This window comes from Actinoplanes xinjiangensis, from assembly GCF_003148685.1.
GTDB lineage: Bacteria > Actinomycetota > Actinomycetes > Mycobacteriales > Micromonosporaceae > Actinoplanes > Actinoplanes xinjiangensis.
Genome location: NZ_QGGR01000008.1, coordinates 19641 through 38107 on the forward strand (window position 1 = coordinate 19641; position 18467 = coordinate 38107).

The following is an 18467-nucleotide window of genomic DNA, read 5'->3' on the forward strand; positions in this document are numbered from 1 at the left end:
CGGTGACGGGGAGCGGCGGGCCGGACCTGGAAGGTCTGGCCCGCCGGGCCGTCACCGGTGACGCCCGCGCCCTGGAAGAGCTGTGCCGCCACCTGCAGGACCTGATCTACCGGCTGGCGTTGCGGTTCACCTCCGACCCGGAGGCCGCCGCCGACGCCACCCAGGAGATCCTGATCCTGATCATCACCCATCTCGCCGACTTCGAAGGCCGGTCCAAGCTGACCACCTGGGTGTACACGATCGCGTCCCGACACCTGCTGCGCACCACGCGAGGCCCGGTGGAGATCAGCGTCGCCGGCCCCGAGCCGTTCGCCGACTGGCTCGACCGCAATCTGGCGCCGGAACCGTTCACGCACCACGACGAGGCGGAGTACCGGCTACTCGCGGGCGAGGTCCGAATGGCCTGCACGTACGGCATGCTGCTGGCGCTGTCCCGGCCGCTGCGGCTGGCGTACCTGCTCGGTGATCTGATCGGTCTGGCCGACGTCGACGGGGCCCAGGCTCTGGAGATCAGCCCCGCGGCGTTCCGGCAACGGCTGGCTCGCGCCCGTGGCGTCATGCGCGGCATCATCGCCGACCGGTGCGGCCTCGTCCGGGCCGAACACCCGTGCCGGTGCGATCGGCAGATCGACTCGAGCATCGCCTACGGCATCCTCGACCCACGCCGGCCGGTCTTCAGCATGCTGCCCGGCGCGACCGCGCCCATACCCGCGGGCACCCTCACCGAGGCCGCCCGGGAACTCGATCTGGCATGCGCCATAGCCGAGGGATACCGGTCCGGACCGCGGTTCCGGGCACCCGACCGGGTGTGGCGGGCACTGCAGCAGGCCTGCCCGGCCCTGACCGGATGAGGATGTCACCGCCCCCGGGGCAGGGCCTGGTCCTCCACTGACCCGACGTCGGCGGGGACGGCTGCGACCCGTGGCTCTCATCAAGGCCGGCGCCCGATGAACCGAGGCTTGTACGAGATCCGGGACTTCCTCAGCGGGACGATGGAACGGGAGACGACGGTCTAGAGTGGACGCGTGCTGGGAGTAGTCGCGGCCGCGCTTGGCGGTCCTGAGGTGTTGCAGGTGACCGAGCTGCCCGAGCCCGAAGCGGGGCCCGGGCAGGTGGTGGTCCGGATCCGTGCGGTCTGTGTGCACCCGGCCGATGTCGCCGCCACCACCGGAGAGATTCCTCGGGGGCCGGTTCCGCCGCCGTTCTCGCCCGGGTGGGACATCGCCGGCGAGGTTGCCTCGGTCGGCCCCGGCACGGCGGATTTCGAGTTGGGTGATCGTGTCGTCGGGATGATTCCGTGGTATTTGACGCGGGGTAACCCCGGTGGTTATGCCGAGTTCGTGGCCGCCGACGTCGACTGGCTGGTGCGGCTGCCGGACGAGCTCGACTTCGTGTCCGCGGCCACGGTGCCGCTCAACGCACAGACCGCACACCAGGGGCTTGCACTGGTGTCATTGGCGATGCTGCCGGCCGGCAGCAGCATTCTGGTCACCGGTGCCAGCGGTGGTGTCGGCGGTTTCGCCACCCAGCTCGCCGTTCAGGACGGCTACCGTGTGGTGGCCCAGGCGAGCCACGGCGATGAGCAATGGGTGCGCGGTCTCGGCGTGCACGAGGTGATCGCCCGTTCCGTCGATCTGGCCACGGTAGGGCCGGTGGGCGCGGTGTTCGACGCGGTTCCCGTGGGCGAGGCGGCGGCCGCCGCCGTCCAGGACCGGGGAATCGTGGTCGCGACCCGGCCCACGCCGGCCATCGTTCCGGCACGTGGTGTGCGCCAGGAGCTGCAACTCATCCGGCACGACCGCGACCTGTTGGCCGACCTGGTGGGGCGGGTGGCGGCCGGACAGCTGCGCACGCGCGTGGCGGTCACGATGCCGTTGACCGAAGCGGCCGACGCACACCGGCGGGTATTGGCCGGGGGTCTGCACGGAAAGCTCGTGCTGACGGTGGGCTGACCGGGAGCCCTGCGGCGGCGACCGTGATCACAGGGAGGCGGAGGCCTTCCGGTCCAGGTAGGGGTCGGCTTCGGCGCGGATCGTGAGGCAGTTCGTGGGTATCGTGTCGACCATCGTGCCGGCGCCGTTCACGCATCGGTAGCGGACCAGGGCCGCCCATTCGCAGGCGCCCTCGATCACTCCCGCACGCCGGGCGCCGCTGCGGTGCACCCATATCGGGTCGCCCGGCCGGTACGCCACTGCGGATCCCGGGGCGGCCGGACCCGGCGGGGGCACGGGGATGGCGACCGGCTCGTACGTCTCGGTGTGGTCGCCGGCTTGGGTGGCCACGACCCAGGTGATACCGGCCTTGTCGGTGGTGTTCGCGTGCCGCTTGGCGCTGAACATGGCCTGGTCCGCGCGGCGCAGCAGGTCGGGAAGCTCGCGGGAGGGCCCAGCCGGTACGACGCCGATCGAGGCGGTGACGGACAGCGTGTGACCCAGCACGTTCATCGGGGGCGCGATCGCAGCGCTCAGCGAGCCGGCCAGCTCGTACCACCACGTCTCGGGGACGTCGGCGTGCGGGGCGCGAGGCAGCGCGGCGAACTCGTCACCGCCGAACCGGGCCACCAGATGGTCACCGAGGCAGTCGACCATGCGCCGGGCGACCGCGCAGAGGACCTCGTCACCGGCGTCGTGCCCGTAGGTGTCGTTGATCGGCTTAAAACCGTTGAGGTCGAGGATCAGGACGGCCGGCGAGTGATCGTCGCGGCGCAGCAACTCCGGGGCGAGGGTGTGAAAGAGGCGGCGGTTGGCGAGTCCGGTGAGGTCGTCGTGGCCGGCCAGCCATCGAAGCGAGGCTCGCTCCTGCTCCAGTTGCTGGACGTGCGCCGCGAGTTGATCGATGCGAGCCTGGAGACGGGCGGTTTCGGGCTCGGTTCCCAGCTGGGTGTCAGCTGACAGTGCGCCGCCCGTGTCGGCGGCGGCCGGATCGAGGATCCGCATCGGCCGTCCTCTCATCACTCTGGCGGACCAGCGGGAGCTGTCGAGTCGACGGCGAGTAATCGCCAAACGCCACAGTGGAATCATGGCAGTCGGCCGAGACGCGTGCAAGATTTCACGAGGACGACTGTCACGGCGACAGGATGCGTCCGAAGCGGGTTTCGGCTACTCTAGGTACGTGCGCTTTCGTGGTGAAAGAGCCGCCCGCGAACGTAAAATCGTGATTTTGCACTTCGGGCAGGCATTAGGGGTCGAATTCGGCCACTCGATCGGTGGCAAGTCGATCACCCACAGTGAGCAACTCCAGAGGGAGGGGCACTGATGAGCGAGGAAACCGGCTGGATCATTTCCAGCAGGTCGACAGGCAACGGGGGCAGTTGCGTCGAGGCCCGCCGTCAGGACGGCCTCATCGAGGTTCGCAACAGCAAGGCACGCGAGGCCGGCACGGTGGTGTTCACGATCGAGGAGTGGGACTCGTTCCTGTTCGGCGCCAAGCGCGGCGAGTTCGACCAGCTCCTGACCGACTGATCACGCCGGCCCGCTCACGGCGGGCAGACTCCCCCACCGGTACTTCTCAGTTCGTCACCGGAACTCTCCGACCGGCACGGAATCTTTGCTGATGAGATCGAAGATCCGCCGGTATTCGTCAACCTCGACCTGTTCCTCCAGGTAGAGGGCACCGACGTGGGATTCGAGGTAGACCACGTCGGGATCGTCCGGGTCGTCGAACTCCAGGATCCGGAACGCACCGGCCATCGCCGCGTGCGCCCCGACCGAGAACGGCAGCACCCGGATGTCGACCGTGTCCTCCCGGGACAGCCGTCGTAGGTGCTCGAGCTGGCCCTTCATCACCTGTTCACCGCCGACCGGCCGGGTCAACGTCCCCTCGCCGAGCACCGTCACCAGGCGGATCGGTGGAGTGCGAGCGAAGAGCGTCTTCTGCCGCTGCATGCGAAGGTTGATGTGGCGCTCGGCGACCTCCTCGTCGGCCGGCTGCTCGGCGCCGAAGACGGCTCGCGCGTACTCCGGGGTCTGCAGTTCGCCGGGGATGATCTCGCCGTCGTACCCGAACATGCGGGATGCGGACGCCTCCAGCCCGACGTACAACTTGAACCACTCGGGAATCACCGGGCTGGCGTCCCACCACTCCTGCTGTGACGTGCCCAGCGCGAGGTCGGCAAGCGCGTCGGTGATGCTCTGGTCCGCGCCGTAGAGCCAGCAGAGCGCGCGTACGTTCGCCCCGGTCACCGGCACCTTGCCCGTCTCGATGCGGTGCAGCGTCGGCTCCGAGATGCCCAGCCGCGCTTCCACCACATCCCGTCGGCTCATCCCGCACGCCGTGCGCAGCCGCGTCAATCGCCGCCCCAACGCCCGCCGTACGACGCGTTGGCCTGTGACCGGCACGCCTTACCTCCGCCTTGCCAACCCATGTGGACGGTGACGCCGACCACCGTACCCGCAACGCCGCGTTGTCGACAGGCAACCCGTCGTTGCGACATCCAACGTGTCATGCGCCTGCGTTGCGGGATCGTCGCGGCCCCGGACCCCGCGTGCGTCACGCCACCGGACCGCTGGTGTGTGGCTATCCGACGTAGGCATACGCGAAACCCACCGTCGGAATCGCGAACAGCACCGAGATGGCCGCCATCCGGGGAATCGACGGGCGGCGCGTGAGCACGGCATACCCGGCCAGCAGAACCGGCGCGGCGAACAACTGCGGCACCAGCGTCGAGCGCGGCACCACCACGTCAGACGCCGCGCACAGCAGGGCCACGGCAAGAGCCGAACCCCAGAGACCCACCCCGATGCGGTACGCGACACGCGCGCCGAATCGTACGGCGAACGTGGTGTCGCCGCCTTCCGAGTCTGCGGCGAGGTCGGTGACGGTCGTCGGCACGTACAGCGCCGCCGCGAACAGCACGCCGATCAGCCCGAACTGCCAGGGGAACGCCCACGGTGGGTCGGTGATCGCCCAGCCGGCCGCGGGTGACACCAGCCCCACGACCAGTGCGTTCACCGCGACGTCCCAGCCCGGACGGGTCTTCAGCCGCAACGGCGGCACACTGTACGCCCAGCCGAGCGCCAGCACCCCTGCCACACCGACCACGAACAGCGGCCCCACGTACAGCGCGGCGCCGACACAAGCGAGTGCCGCGATCCGGTACCAGCTTCGCAGCCGTGCCGCCGACACCGCCCCGGTGACCAGCGGCGCGGTCGCCTTCCGGGGGTTGACGCGGTCGCTGTGCAGGTCGTGCAGGTCGTTCTGGGCCAGCACCGCCGCCCAGATCAGCGGTCCGAGCACGAGCAGCGCCACCGCGGCTCGAGGGGCGTCGGCGCGGTCCGGCAGCCACGAGTGTCCGGCCAGAACGGTGCCGAGATAGGCGGGCACCCACGAGACCGGCCAGAACCACGGCCGTGACATCGCCACCAGCGCAATCGCCGACCGTCCGCGCACCGTCGTCGTCATGCCCGCATCCTCACCCGCCTCGGCTGTGCCGCCGCTGAGAAACCGGCGACTTGCGGGTGCTCCGCGACTTCGCCTGGCGATCATGAGGACCGGCGGGTGTCACACATCGGCAGGGCGATAGTGTAACCACGGTTACTTTGGAATCGAGAGTGGGTGGGGCGATGACGCAACAACGGACCGTGCTGTTCGTGTGTCCGCATGGGGCGGGAAAGAGCCGGATCGCGGCAGCCTGGTTCAACGGTCTGCGGCTTCCGGGCTGGACGGCGCTGTCCGCCGGAGTGGACCCACAGACCGAGGTCAGCCTGCACGCCGCACGGCTGCTGAGTGGCACGCCGGTGCGCCACCTGCTGGATGAGGCGGCACCCCGGCCGCTGTCGGCGGTGCCGGCCCCGGAACTACTGGTCGCCATCGACTGCGCCGACCGGTTCACCGCCGAGGTGCGGTGGACGTTGGAGTGTCAGTCGTTCGACGAGCAGATGTGCGGCGAGATCCACGACCGGGTGCGCGCCTTGGCCGCGACCCTGGCACCACCGTCCTGACAGCTCGCCGGAGCGCTACCCGTAGGCGTGCTGGACAGCATCAACAGACCGTCTCAGTTGCCTTGACCGGTGCCGTTGCGGGCGCCATCCCTTCGATCTCCACCAGCAGGTCGGAGCGGCACAGGTCGGTGGTGAAGTAGGCGACCTCACCGTCGAACACCGGGGCGCACAACCGGCGTATCTCCTCGACGTCGGCGGCGTGCCGCACGTACACCTTGACCGCCTGTAGGGAGCGCAGGTCGGGGGCGAGCGTGGCGAGGTTGTCCAGCGTCGTGCGGCACTGGGACGCCAGTTCACCCGCGTGGACCGTGCGGTGGCCCAGGATGCTGGCCGTTCCGGAGATCAGGAAAGGGCCGCCGGGCAGGCGGCTCGCCCGGGCGAAACTCGGCGGCCGGGGCCCGTACCGATCGGGGTAGCGGTAGGCCGGCACCTGCCGGTGGTTCTCGACGGCGACGTGCCCGGGCTCGCGACGCGCCAACAGGGAGAAGCCGATACCCGGCAGGTGTGCGCCGACACCGGTGGCCGCGGGCAGCGTGTCGAGGGGCAGCGGTGAGCTCTCGAAGGCCTCCGCCCGCCCTCGGCAGAAGTCCCGGTAGGTCTCCAGGCCGTCCGCATTGGCCGCGTTGATCCGGCCGACGAAGTTCCACATCCGGAACACGTACGGGTATCCGAGGTCGGCCAGTGCCCCGAACGCCCGTAGATAGGCGTCCCGGACCCCTGGCGCGTACCGGGGTGACGGGGGCACCACGCCGGCGCAGAAGGCGTAGTCGCCGTCATGGCCGAAGGTGATGCCGCCGCCGGAGCCCGTGGTCACCGGCCGGCCGGTCGTCCACACCTCGGTGAGGGCCGAGGCCAGGGGTATGTCGAGGGCCGGTGTTCCGGTACGGATCGACGGTGCCGTGGCGGCGCCGTACCCGACGATGCCCAGCGGGTGTGCCACTCCCCCGGGATCGGCGAAGACGCTCCTCAGGCGATCCAACCCAGGCCGTCCTTCGCCAGGGCGAGCCCGCCGGGGACGGGCGGCTCGGTGTCGTCGAGGGGGCCGCCGTACAGGGCCTCCTCCTGGAGGTTGCGGCCCTGCCGGAAGGTCTCCCCCACGGTCCGTGCGGCGGCCAGCGGGTTGTGCCGGTCCCCGGCCGTCGCCAGTCTGCCGACCGCACCGGCGAGGTCCGCGGCCGACTCGGTCAGCCGGAGGCCGACGCCGGCCTCGCCCGGCACGAGCCCGCCGACCAGCTCGGCGAACGCGGCGGCTTCCGTGGCGTCCACCGCCGTCACCCGCTTGGCCTGCCAGAAGTAGGAACTCTCGTCGCTCTGCATGTCGTAGAAGGACATCAGGAACTCGTAGAACAGGGCGTACTCGCGGCGGTACCGGGCCTCGAACTCGGCGAGGCTCCGCTGCTCGGGCACCGCGCCGTCGAGACAGGCGTTGATCGACCGGGCGGCGAGCAGAGCCCCGTAGGTCGCCAGGTGCACGCCGGAGGAGATCACCGGGTCGACGAAGCACGCCGCGTCCCCCACCAGCAGCATGCCGGGTGAGGAGAACGACTGCTTCCAGTACGAATAGTCCTTACGCACGCGCACCTGGTCGTACGGCTGCTCGGTGGCGACCGGCACGCCGACGAGTTTGCTGCTGATCTCGGGGCACGCCTCGATCATCGAGCGCCAGACGGCGCGGGGATCACCCTGTACGGCGGCGCGGTGCTCGGCGGAGACGACAGCGCCCACGCTGGTGAGGTTGTCGCGCAGGGGGATGTACCAGAGCCAGCCGGCGTCGAAGGCCGCACAGAAGATGTTGCCGGCATTCGGTTGCGGGAGCCGGTCGCCGCCGGCGAAGTAGCCGAACACCGCGAGGTTGCGGAAGAAGTCCGAGTAGACCCGGGAACCGCCGACCCTGCCGTGGATGCGGCTGGTGTTGCCGGAGGCGTCCACGACGTACCGGGCGTGCACGGTGTGCCGGGCGCCGCCGGCGTCGGTGTACTCGACGCCCTGTACCCGGCCGTCGGCCTCGATGACGCCGCGGACCTGACACTGTTCGCGGACGTCGACGCCGACCCGGGCGGCGTTGCGCAGCAGGATGTGGTCGAACTTGGCGCGTTCGACCTGCAACGCGGTCGAGGTCGGCTCCGGCAGGCGCGGCGACATGGCGAAGGAGAACCGCCACGGCTCGGGGTTGCGGCCCCACCGGAACGTGCCGCCGTTCTTGACGGTGAAGCCGGCACGGCCGACCTCGTCCGTCACGCCGAGGATGCGGCAGATCCCGTGCACCGTGGACGGCAGCAGCGACTCGCCGATCTGGTATCGGGGAAACGTCTCCTTCTCCAGCAGCATCACCCGGTGTCCGCGCATGGCGACGACGGTTGCCGCGGTCGAACCTGCCGGGCCGCCGCCGACGACCACGACGTCGAAGGTCTCAGTCATCCGTAGCTCCTTGATGTCGGATTCTCACTCGGCCGGCAGAGCGCGCAGCCACGTACGCATGGCGGCCGCCGTCGTCTCGGTGTCGGCACTGAGCACGCTGTAGTGATCGCCCGGGATGTCCACCGCCTCGTGCGGCAGGGGCCATCGCGGCTCCCATCCGCCGTCGGGATCGGCGTCGAGCATCTCCCGCGTCGGCGACGCCCGGAGCAGGAGTGTCGGTACCGGGATCGGCGCGGGCCGCCAGTCCTCGAAGAGCCGCACGTACCCGCCGCCGGCGATCGTGACCTTGTCGGAGAAGAAGCCGTTGAACAGTTCCTGCGGGCGGTCGCGGTCCGCCTCCACGAGGCAGAGTGCCCGCCTGTCCTGCCGGCCTTCGTCGCTGTGGTCGGATTCGATCAGGATCAGCCCGGCGGGTGTGCTGCCGTCGGCCACGAGCCGTTCGGTCACGGCGTGCGCGACCTGACCGCCGGTGCTGTGGCCGACCAGGACGAACGGCCGGTCGCCGACGAGGTCCCGGACCGTGTCGGCATGCACGTCGACGAGCGTCGCGACGCTGTCGGGGATGTCGCGACGCTCACCGAAGCCGGGATGGGTGAGGGCGTGCAGGTCGAATTCGCCGTCGAGGGCCCGGCCGAGTTCGACCGGGGCCGGGGTGGCCAGGGCGAAGTAGCCGGAGAAGAACACGAGCACGGGCCGGCGCGCGTCTCCGGCGGCGAAGGACCGCGGTGTGATGACATGCGCGGTCCGCTGATCGCTGCCGAAGGTCGGCAGGCCGTACGAGGCCAGGTAGCGCAGGGTCATCGCCGGGAGGGCGCCCTGGTGGCGAAGGACGCGGTGGTAGATCGCGGCGAATCGTTCGGCGGCGCCGGGCTGCTCGGCGGGCTGCTCGGCGGGCTGCTCGGCGGGCAGATCCGAGGCGAGGCGGGCGTACAGGTGCGCCGTCAGGTCGGCCAGGGTCGGATGGTTCAGGGCGACCGTCGCGTCCAGCCGCACGCCGCTGAAGGCGCTGAGCCGGTTGCGGATGTGCACCGCCGCCAGCGAGTCGAGGCCCAGATCGGCGAAGTGCCGATCCGGGGCCAGGACCGTGCCGTCCGGGAAGCCCAGCACCGCCGCGATCTCGGTCTGGATCAGGGTCGCCAGCTTCGGTTCCTGTTCCGCCGGTGGTAGCGCCGCGAGCACGTTCTGCCATCCGCCGAGCTCCGCCGCGGCCGACGGTGCCGGGCTCGCGGACACGGCCGGGGGTGCCAGGCCCGCGAGAATGGGTGGGACCCCGGTGCCGGTCAGTGCACCCGGATCCAGGGCGACCGGGACGAGCACCGGCTCGCTGGTCCGCAATGCCCGGTCCAGCAGGGCCGCGCCCTCTGCCGGGGTGAGTGCCAGGACCTCACCTTCCCCGCGTTTCCGCCGGGCGGCCACCTGACCGGACATCCCGTCGCTCTCGGTGTCCCACAGTCCCCAGGCGAGTGACTGTGCGGGCATCCCTCTCGCGACGCGGTGGCCGGCCAGTGCGTCGAGGAACGCGTTCGAAGCCGAGTAGTTGGACTGACCGGGCGGGCCGAGGATCCCGGAAACCGAGGAATACAGTACGAAGGCGGCGAGGTCGAGATCCTTGGTGGCCTCGTGCAGGTGCCAGGCGGCGTCCGCCTTCGGTGCCAGGACGCGCGCCATCCGTGCGGGCGTCATCGCGGTCAGCACGCCGTCGTCGAGAACCCCGGCCAGGTGGAACACGGCGGTCAGGGCCGGCCCGCACGCGGTGACGAGCGCATCAACCGACGCCCGGTCGCTGACGTCGCAGGCCACGACGGTGACCTGCGCGGCGAGTTGTTCCGCCCATTCCGGCGTGGTTCCACGGCGGCCGGCGAGCACGACGTGGCGGATCCCGCACTCGGTGACGAGGTAGCGGGTCAGGATCGCGCCGAGGGCGCCGGTGCCGCCGGTGACGAGGACGACGCCTGCCTGATCGAGGGCCGGCGGGGTGCCGTCGGCGGCACCCGACGACGCCAGCCTGGGCGCGAGGATCGTGCCGCCGCGGACCGCGATCCGTGGTTCGGCCAGCGCCGCAGCCGGGCTCAGCGCCGCCTCGGAGGCGGCGTTCCCGCACAGGTCCACCGCGGTGAACCTGCCGGGGTGCTCCGACTGGGCGCTGCCCAGCAGGCCCCAGACCGCGGCGGCAGCCGGATCGGGGTCTGCTCCGGTGGCCTGCTCGGTGACCACGACGAGACGGCCCGGCCGGTCGTCGGCAAGCCACTGTTGCAGGCGGGTGAGGACGGCGTCGAGCAGGAGGCGGGCCCGGGTGGGCGGGTCGCCGTCGGCGGGGGCCACCGGGCGGAAGATCTCGTGCGGACCGCTGTCGCGGGTGTCCGGCGCCGGAACCCAGTCGAGGCGGTGCAGCGCTCGCCGGGCCGTCGCCCGTGCCGCGTTCTCCCCCGCCATCTCCCTGGTCTTCAGCGAGTCGATGGACAGGACCGGCCGGCCGGCCCGGTCGGTCACCGTCACCCGGATCTCGTCGGGCCCGATGCGGGTGAGTGTCGCTCTGGCCGTGGTGACCCCCGTGGCGTGCAACTCGACGCCGTGGAGGGCGAACGGCACCCGCAGCTTCTCCGGCGGCTCGGCCAGCAGACTGGCGTGCAGCGCCGCGTCGACGAGCGCGGGATGCACGCTGTAGCGGTCGGCCACGGCGGCTTCCCCGACGGGCAGCGCCAGGTCGGCGTAGATCCCGTCGCCGTCCTGCCACAGGGCCGTGACCACGCGGAACGCCGGGCCGTAACGGAAGCCCGCCGCGGCGAGCCCGTCGTAGTCGACGGTCACGGGTTGTGCGCCGGGCGGTGGCCAGGAGGACGCGGCCGGAGGGACCTGGCCTGTCGTCGTGGTGAGGACGGCGGTGGCATGGGACGTCCACGGTCCCGGTGAGCCGTTCTCGCGGGACCAGATGGTCAGCGGACGATCCGGGGAGCCGTTCGGCGCGTCCACGACGACCTGGAGTTCCGCCGGGCCCGGCAACACCAGGGGCGTGCCGATCGTCAGTTCGGCCAGGCGGGCGATCCCGCCTCCCGCGTGCAACGCCGCCTCCACGAGCGCGGCGGCCGGTACGACGACGCCGTCACCGATGACGTGGTCCGCGAGCCACTGCTGGCGACCGGTGGAGAGGAGCCCGGAATGACGGACCTGGGGTCCATCGGCGGCGGGTTGTGCGACGCCGAGCAGGGGGTGGATCTCGGCGTCGGCCTTGACGGTGGCGTCGAGCCAGTAGCGCTGTCGTTGGAAGGGGTACGTCGGCAGCGGGCACCGGCCGGCGCCGCTGCCCGCGTACACGGCCTGCCAGTCGATCGGCAGGCCGTGCACGTGCAGCGCCCCGAGCACGTCGAGGACCTCGGCGGTGCCGGAACGGATGCCCGGCACGAGGAGCGCGTCGGAGTCGGCTGCGACACATCGCGCGGCGAGGACGGCGAGGACGGCGTCCGGGCCGATTTCGACGAAGGCGGTCGTCCCCGCCCGCTCCAGCCAGGTCACCGCGTCGGCGTAGCGGACCGTCTCGCGGGCGTGCCGGACCCAGTAGCCCGCGGTGACCAGCGCGTCCGGATCGGGCCGGCCGATCAGGCCGGACACCACCGGCACCGACGGCGGGTGGTAGGTCACCGACTCGGCCACCGCACGGAAGTCGGCCAGCATGGGGTCGAGCAGTGCGGAGTGGAAGGCGTGGCTCACCGTGAGCCGGTTGGCGGGGCGTCCCAGCCGTACGACCAGGGCATCGACGGCGTCTTGGGCGCCGGAGAGCACGACCGACTCCGGGCCGTTGACCGCGGCGAGGGCCACCTGACCGGCGCTGTCCGCGAGGAGCCTCTGGACCTCGTTCTCGGTCGCCCGGACGGCGACCATCGTCCCGCCCGGAGGGAGGGCTGCCATCAACCGTCCCCGCGCGGCGACCAGGCGGGCGGCGTCCGGCAGCGACAGCACGCCCGCCACATGCGCGGCGACGAGTTCACCGATCGAGTGGCCGGCGAGGTGGGCCGCCCGCACACCGAAGGCCTCGTACAGGGCGTGCAGGGCGACCTCGAAGGCGAAGAGGGCCGGCTGCGCGTAGTCCGTACCGTTCAGCAGGTCGGCGTCCGTGCCGTCGATCACGTCCCGCAGCGGCGTGGCCAGATGCGGCGTGAAGGCCGCGCAGACCTGTTCATAGACCTCGGCGAAGCGCGGGAAGGCAGCCGCCAGCTCGCGGCCCATGCCGAGCCGTTGCGCGCCCTGCCCGGTGAACAGCAACGCCGTGCGCGGCGCGCGGCGGGCCGTTGCCTGCCGCACGTCCCGGTTCGGTACGCCGCGAGCCAGGTCCCGCAGCGCGTCGAAGTCACCCGCCGGCACCGCGGCCCGGTGCTCGAGTGCGGTTCGCCCGGTGGCCAGTGAAAAGCCGACGTCCAGCGGGGACATGCCGGTCAGTTCGTCGGCGAGCCGCCCGGCGTACGCGCGCAGCCCCGCCTCGTCGGCGCCGCTGATCAGCCAGGGCGCGCCGGCCAGGCCCGGCGACGGCGCCGGTGGTGTGGCGGTGTCGGCGGGTGGTTCCTCGAGGATCACGTGCGCGTTGGTCCCGCCGATGCCGAACGACGACACGGCCGCCCGACGGGGGCGCCCGCCCACCGGCCAGGGCTGCGCGGTGTCGAGCAGTCGTACCGCCCCCGCGGTCCAGTCGACGTGTGGCGACGGCTCGCCGGCGTGGAGCGAGCGCGGAATCTCCTGGTGGTGCATCGCCTCGATCATCTTGATGACGCCCGCGATGCCGGCCGCCGCCTGGGTGTGCCCGAGGTTGGACTTCACCGACCCCAGCCAGACGGGACTCTCCCGGTCCTGCCCGTACGTGGCCAGGACCGCGGTGGCCTCGATCGGATCACCGAGCCGGGTGGCCGTGCCGTGCCCCTCCACCACGTCCACGTCGCAGCCGCGCAGGCCCGCGTCGGCGAGTGCCAGGCGGATGAGTTCGCGTTGCGCCTCGCCGTTGGGTGCGGTGAGGCCGTTCGAGGCGCCGTCGGAGTTGACCGCGGAGCCGCGCAGCACCGCGAGTACCGGGTGCCCGTTGCGCCGGGCGTCGTCCAGGCGCTCCAGCAGTACCAGGCCCACGCCCTCGGCCCACGCGGTGCCGTCGGCACCGGCGGAGAAGGAGCGGCACCGCCCGTCCGGGGAGAGGCCTCGCTGGCGGCTGAAGGCGACGTACGCCTGCGGTGTCGCCATCACCGTGACGCCACCGGCGAGGGCGAGGGTGCATTCCCCCGCCCGCAGTGCCTTCGCGGCGAGATCCATCGCCACGAGCGACGACGAGCAGGCGGTGTCGATGGTCAGCGCCGGGCCGCGCAGTCCCAGCACGTACGAGATGCGGCCGGAGGCGACGCTGCCGGCCGAGCCGATGCCCAGGTGCGACTCGAGTTCGTGAGTGGACAACCGTTTCGCGTAGTCGCCGTGCATGTGCCCGACGTACACGCCGGTGTCGGTGCCCCGCAGGGTGGGCGCGGGGATGCCGGCGCGTTCGAAGACCTCCCAGGCGACCTCGAGAAGCAGCCGTTGCTGCGGGTCCGTGGCGAGCGCCTCCTTGGGCGAGATGCCGAAGAAGGCCGGGTCGAAGTCGGCCGCGTCGTGCAGGAAGCCGCCGCGCCGGGTGTACGTCTTGCCGATCCGGTCGGGATCGCTGTCGTAGAGCGCCTCGACATCCCAGCCGCGGTTGACCGGGAAGTCGCTGGTGGCGTCCACGCCCTGGGCGACGAGACGCCAGAGGTCCTCCGGCGAGTTCACGCCGCCGGGATAGCGGCACCCGAGCGCGACGATCGCCACCGGATCGGTCGCGGCCCTGGTCCGCTCGGTCACCGTGACGGGCCCGGCGCCGGGCAACCGCGCGTCCAGGTACGAGACCAGGGCCGCCGGGCTGGGGTGGTCCCACATGATCGTGGTCGGCAGCCGCAGGCCGGTCCGCAGGCTGAGCCGGTGCCACACCGTCATGGCGCCCATCGAGGTCAGGCCGAGGTCGGCGAACGCCGTCGTCATCGCGTCGACCGGCCCGCAGATCGCCGCGACCTCGGTGCGGACCAGCTCGGCCAGGGCCGTCTGCCGCTCACCGGGGGGCAGGCCCGCCAGCCGGGCGGTCGTGTCCGGCGACGGTGCCACCGCGAGGGACTCCCGCAGCAGCCGGCGGCGGGGTTTGCCGGATCTCGTACGCGGAATCAGCGGTGTGAAGACGATCTCCTCGGGCACCTTGTGCGCGGACAGCACCCGGGCGCAGGCGCGCAGCAGTGCGGCCGCCTCGATCGTGGTGTCCGTGGGCACGACGAAGGCCACCGGCACCTCGCCGAGCAGGGGATGCTCCCGCGCGACGACGGCGGCCTCGCGCACGCCCTGAAGTCCCTGCAGCGCCCGCTCGACCTCGGCCGGATCCACGTTGGAGCCGCCGCGGATGATCAGGTCGCTGACCCGCCCGACGACGCTGAGGTGCCCGGAGGTGTCGATGCGGCCCAGGTCGCCGGTGCGGTACCAGCCGTCCACCAGCACCTCGGCGGTCGCCTCGGGTTTACGGTGATAGCCGAGCATCAGGTTCGGCCCGCGCACCCAGATCTCCCCGTCCGCGCTCGCCGAGTCACCGGTCGCGGGATCGACCAGCCGCACCTCGACACCGGGTACGGGCGGACCGCTGGTACCCGTGCCCCGGGGAGCGCCGGCGGGCTCGACGGCGATCATGCCGCACGTCTCCGTGCTGCCGTAACAGTCCAGCAGCGGGACGCCGAGCAGCGCCTCGACCTCCGAACGCAGCGCGGGCTCGCTGACCGCGCCGGCAGTCACGGCGAGGCGCAGCGAGGTGGCCGCGGGCGGGCCGGTGTCCAGCAACTGGCGGTACGTGGCAGGCACCCCGGCGAGGACGGTCGGCGCCTCCTCGGTGATGAGCCGCGCCACCGTCGCAGGATCCGGCTTCCCGACGATCCGGGCGCTGGCGCCGGCGACGATCACGCCCAGGACGCAGAGCGAGTGGGCGTAGCTGTGCGCCAGGGGCAGCGGCCAGAGCAGATGATCGTCCGAGTTCAGTCCCAGCAGTGGGCCGTAACAGGTGACCGCTGACCACAGGGCCGCCCGCTGCGTGGAGACGGCGCCTTTGGGAGCGCCGGTGGTCCCGGAGGTGTAGAGCATGAAGGCCGGCTCGTCCAGGCCGAGGTCGTCGCGCGGCACGGCGTCACCGTTGGCCGGCGGTGGGTCCTGGCCGGCGAGCACCACGCGCAGGTGCCCGAGCCCGGCCGTGACCCGTTCCACCTGGGGAAGATGCCGCTCGTCGGTCACCAGGACCGCCGGTTCGCAGTCGGCCAGCAGAGACGCGAGTTCGGCATCCGTGCAGTGCGGGCTCAACGGGACCCCGACGGCGCCTGCCCGGACCGCCGCGAGGAGCACCTCGACCAGGTCCACGCCGTCGTCGAGGCAGAACGCCAGCCGCTCGCCACGGTGGACACGCAGACCCGCGGCGATCCGCGCGGTGCGCCGTTCGAGGTCACCCCAGGTCACGATCCGCCGGTCGTCGGCGAACGCCGGCCGGCCGCCGCGCTGTCGGGCGTGTGAGCGCAGCAGGTGCGGTATCGACCGCATCCCGTCGCCTTGACCATCGACGTGCACCGGTCGGTTGTGATCATGCATATAGGTGATGTTGGCACACGAAATCCACGTCCCGCCCGAGCGGACCGTTGGGGCATATTTCCTACCAAAGACCAGGCGAGCCCCGGATCACTCGCCGGCGACCGGTGCGCCTGATCGAAGGCGAACACCGGGCGCAGCGAGGTCGGCGCCCCGGTCTGCTGCCGCATGATCTGCTTATCGACCGCTAGGTCGAAATATGCGTTGCAGCCGAGCATGATTGGCCGTTATCAATCACTGCTTCCGGGCCGGGCGGTGGCTTGAAATCCCGCAATGCAGGACCGCGGCTGAAGATTTTGCGTAGGACGACCCCACGCGCCGCGCTCGATCCGATCAACACACTGGGCGCGAACGACCGTGTCGGATAGACGCGTTGATCGAGACGAATTGCGGGGAATCCGCTTAATTCCGAGGATTCTCATGACTCTGCCGGCAGACGGGACCGGCTGCGATTGTGCGGAACTTCGAGCACATCAGCCGCCGGTTGTGCACAAAAAGGACGGAGCCCGACCACGTCGCTCTACACATTGGCTTCGATGTATGCAAGTAGCACTTATTCCGATTTCGCTCGGCAACCCTCCTGATCACTCTCGATCCATGAAATGGCATAGATGCCGAGCAATTCCTTCGGTAGCTTCACCTCTCGATGACAGCCGTCGCCGCGCGGCATGAAGACGGCTTCGAGAGCACCGGAAACGGTTGCTGAACAGGGGGAATCAGCCATATGGATTCGTCAAGTGAAATCCGTTATCGAAGAAGCCTGAGACGCCTGGGGGTCGCCGCACTGGCCGCGGCCGTCGCAACGATCGCCGCACTCACCGCCCCCGCGGGCGCTCCCGCCGCGGCGAACCCCACGCCGGCCCGGATCAGCGGCTCTGATCTGAGCACCAGCAGTGCACCGGCCCCGGTGCGGCTGCCGGGCGACAAAGGGGTGCGTAACTACACGCCCGCACAGTTGAGCTCGTTCGAGCGCACCGGCGGAGACCCGGAGGTGCTGGCGCACTGGACGCCGGAACGGATGAAGGCAGCCAAGCCGCTGGACGCCCCCGGAGACGCGCAGTGGGTCGAGGACACCGCCCGCGCCGTGGCCAGCAAGACGGCGGCCGTCGCGGCGAAGCCGGTGGCCGCCCGGCTCTCGCCGAGCGTGACCAACGCCCCGACACCGGTGACGAACTTCTCGATCACCAACGGCAAGTTGTTCATCGGTGGCTACGAGAGCGGCTCGTGGTGCTCGGCGTCGGCGATCAACACCGCGTCCAAGCGGGTGCTGATCACCGCCGGTCACTGTGTCCATGACGGACAGGGCGGCACCTGGCTGCAGAACCTCGTGTTCGTGCCGGGTTACAACGCCTTCAACAGCGACCACGACCCGGTCGGCCGCTTCCAGGCGTACTGGCTGCGGACCTTCAACGAGTGGATCGACAACAGCAACCTCAACCGGGACGTCGGCTTCGTGACCACCTACTCCGGTGGCGACTGGAACTCGACGGTCGTCAACACCATCGGCGGGCACGGCCTGGTCTACAACGGTGGAACGGAGTTCGACACGTCGATCTTCGGATATCCGAGCAACCGTGACGGCGGCAACGTCATGTGGGCCTGCTGGGGCACCGCCACCGACAACAGCATCCTGGACAACAAGTCCAAGATCACCTGCAACTTCGGAGGTGGTTCCTCCGGCGGACCGTGGACCTGGAACTACGACAACGCCAGCGGACTCGGCTCGGTCCGCTCGGTCATGTCCACGGTGAACAGCGCGGGCGTCAACAAGGGGCCATACTTCGACCAGGCTGTCGTCGACGCGATGAACGCCGCCAACGCCGATTGGTAGGTTGAACCGATGAGAGTGCGGCCACCACTTCCACTGGCTGCCTGTCTGCTGGCTGTGGTGGCCGCACTGAGCGCCTGCGGTTCCGCGGCCGAGCCCGGCGGCGACACGTCGGGCGTCCCGGCGCCGACCGGACCGACACGGCCGGGAGTGCTGCCGACCCGGAGCGACCTGGTCGGCGCGCAGGTTGTTCAGTGGCGCGATTGGCGCAGTGTCGACGATCGGACCATCGAGGTCACCGTGACGGCCGGCCCCGCCGACTGTTACGGCGCCGAGCCGGAAGTGACGGAGAGCGAAACGGCGGTGCGCGTCCGGATCCGCGTCGGACTGCTACCCGAGGCGGCCGACAAGGACTGCCCGGCGATCGCCAAGGAGTCGGTAGTCCCGGTGCGGCTCACCTCCGCCCTGGGTGACCGCAAGGTCGAACCCCTGAGCTGACGCCGGCTCGGCGGGCGAGCAGCCGTCGCCTGCCGGGCCGCCCCACGGTCACGGGGCCCTCGCGCCCGGCGAGTTACCGAACCGTTACACGCTGAACTCTTGCTGGACATTCGGCGGGCGGCCCTATTTTGTATAGGGAATCAACAAATCTCGATGTGTGGGTTGTGGCGTGAGACCGCTGTCCACTCACGACAAGGAGA

12 protein-coding genes are annotated in these 18467 nt (G+C 70.9%); 6 read left to right on the forward strand and 6 right to left on the reverse strand.

Going from position 1 to position 18467, the window contains the following annotated elements:
• The first annotated feature begins 2 nt into the window (after positions 1–2).
• On the forward strand, positions 3–851 hold the full coding sequence (locus tag BC793_RS19065; protein ID WP_158319306.1) for an RNA polymerase sigma factor: 849 nt from the start codon (positions 3–5) through the stop codon (positions 849–851).
• Positions 852–1073: 222 nt separating this feature from the next.
• Entirely contained in the window at positions 1074–1952 is an 879-nt protein-coding gene (locus BC793_RS19070; protein WP_249037383.1) for an NADP-dependent oxidoreductase, read from the forward strand.
• A gap of 27 nt (positions 1953–1979) precedes the next feature.
• Here the strand turns inward: BC793_RS19070 and BC793_RS19075 are convergent, their stop codons facing one another.
• The gene (locus BC793_RS19075; protein WP_158319307.1) at positions 1980–2936 is read right to left on the reverse strand and encodes a GGDEF domain-containing protein; all 957 of its coding nucleotides are present in this window, start codon (positions 2934–2936) and stop codon (positions 1980–1982) included.
• A 318-nt stretch (positions 2937–3254) separates the two neighbouring features.
• Between BC793_RS19075 and BC793_RS19080 the strand changes: the two genes are divergently transcribed.
• On the forward strand, positions 3255–3461 hold the full coding sequence (locus BC793_RS19080) for a DUF397 domain-containing protein (protein ID WP_109594096.1): 207 nt from the start codon (positions 3255–3257) through the stop codon (positions 3459–3461).
• Between the two features lie 54 nt (positions 3462–3515).
• Here BC793_RS19080 and BC793_RS19085 read toward each other — a convergent pair whose 3' ends face one another.
• Both BC793_RS19085 and BC793_RS19090 read right to left on the reverse strand, forming a co-directional pair.
• Positions 3516–4337 carry a helix-turn-helix domain-containing protein gene (locus BC793_RS19085; protein ID WP_158319308.1) on the reverse strand — a complete coding sequence of 274 codons (822 nt, stop codon included), beginning with the start codon at positions 4335–4337 and terminating at the stop codon, positions 3516–3518.
• Positions 4338–4515: 178 nt separating this feature from the next.
• Positions 4516–5400, reverse strand: a complete 885-nt coding sequence (locus tag BC793_RS19090) for a UbiA prenyltransferase family protein (RefSeq protein ID WP_158319309.1) — start codon at positions 5398–5400, stop codon at positions 4516–4518.
• A gap of 161 nt (positions 5401–5561) precedes the next feature.
• Between BC793_RS19090 and BC793_RS19095 the strand changes: the two genes are divergently transcribed.
• Positions 5562–5939: a hypothetical protein gene (locus BC793_RS19095; protein WP_109594101.1), complete on the forward strand. Its 378-nt coding sequence runs from the start codon at positions 5562–5564 to the stop codon at positions 5937–5939.
• 40 nt (positions 5940–5979) lie between these two features.
• Here BC793_RS19095 and BC793_RS19100 read toward each other — a convergent pair whose 3' ends face one another.
• Genes BC793_RS19100 through BC793_RS19110 form a run of 3 tightly spaced genes read right to left on the reverse strand, consistent with a single transcriptional unit; the run spans position 5980 to position 15956 of the window.
• Complete coding sequence (locus BC793_RS19100; RefSeq protein WP_146246335.1) at positions 5980–6918, reverse strand: chorismate transformation FkbO/Hyg5 family protein; 939 nt, start codon at positions 6916–6918, stop codon at positions 5980–5982.
• Positions 6906–8357, reverse strand: coding sequence for a tryptophan 7-halogenase (locus tag BC793_RS19105; protein WP_109594105.1), 1452 nt, complete (start codon positions 8355–8357; stop codon positions 6906–6908). The genes BC793_RS19100 and BC793_RS19105 overlap by 13 nt, the downstream gene beginning before the upstream one ends.
• A gap of 24 nt (positions 8358–8381) precedes the next feature.
• Complete coding sequence (locus tag BC793_RS19110) at positions 8382–15956, reverse strand: type I polyketide synthase (RefSeq protein ID WP_109594107.1); 7575 nt, start codon at positions 15954–15956, stop codon at positions 8382–8384.
• A gap of 769 nt (positions 15957–16725) precedes the next feature.
• Between BC793_RS19110 and BC793_RS19115 the strand changes: the two genes are divergently transcribed.
• On the forward strand, positions 16726–17832 hold the full coding sequence (locus tag BC793_RS19115; RefSeq protein WP_239170158.1) for a trypsin-like serine peptidase: 1107 nt from the start codon (positions 16726–16728) through the stop codon (positions 17830–17832).
• Between the two features lie 9 nt (positions 17833–17841).
• Positions 17842–18267 carry a hypothetical protein gene (locus BC793_RS19120; protein ID WP_239170159.1) on the forward strand — a complete coding sequence of 142 codons (426 nt, stop codon included), beginning with the start codon at positions 17842–17844 and terminating at the stop codon, positions 18265–18267.
• The last annotated feature ends 200 nt before the right edge of the window (positions 18268–18467 follow it).

Coding starts and splice junctions, on each gene's coding strand:
- BC793_RS19075 (WP_158319307.1), bottom strand. CDS start 2,936: ATGCGGATCCTCGATCCGGCCGCCGCCGACACGGGCGGCGCACTGTCA.
- BC793_RS19080 (WP_109594096.1), top strand. CDS start 3,255: ATGAGCGAGGAAACCGGCTGGATCATTTCCAGCAGGTCGACAGGCAAC.
- BC793_RS19090 (WP_158319309.1), bottom strand. CDS start 5,400: ATGACGACGACGGTGCGCGGACGGTCGGCGATTGCGCTGGTGGCGATG.
- BC793_RS19095 (WP_109594101.1), top strand. CDS start 5,562: ATGACGCAACAACGGACCGTGCTGTTCGTGTGTCCGCATGGGGCGGGA.
- BC793_RS19105 (WP_109594105.1), bottom strand. CDS start 8,357: ATGACTGAGACCTTCGACGTCGTGGTCGTCGGCGGCGGCCCGGCAGGT.
- BC793_RS19110 (WP_109594107.1), bottom strand. CDS start 15,956: ATGCGGTCGATACCGCACCTGCTGCGCTCACACGCCCGACAGCGCGGC.
- BC793_RS19115 (WP_239170158.1), top strand. CDS start 16,726: ATGGATTCGTCAAGTGAAATCCGTTATCGAAGAAGCCTGAGACGCCTG.
- BC793_RS19120 (WP_239170159.1), top strand. CDS start 17,842: ATGAGAGTGCGGCCACCACTTCCACTGGCTGCCTGTCTGCTGGCTGTG.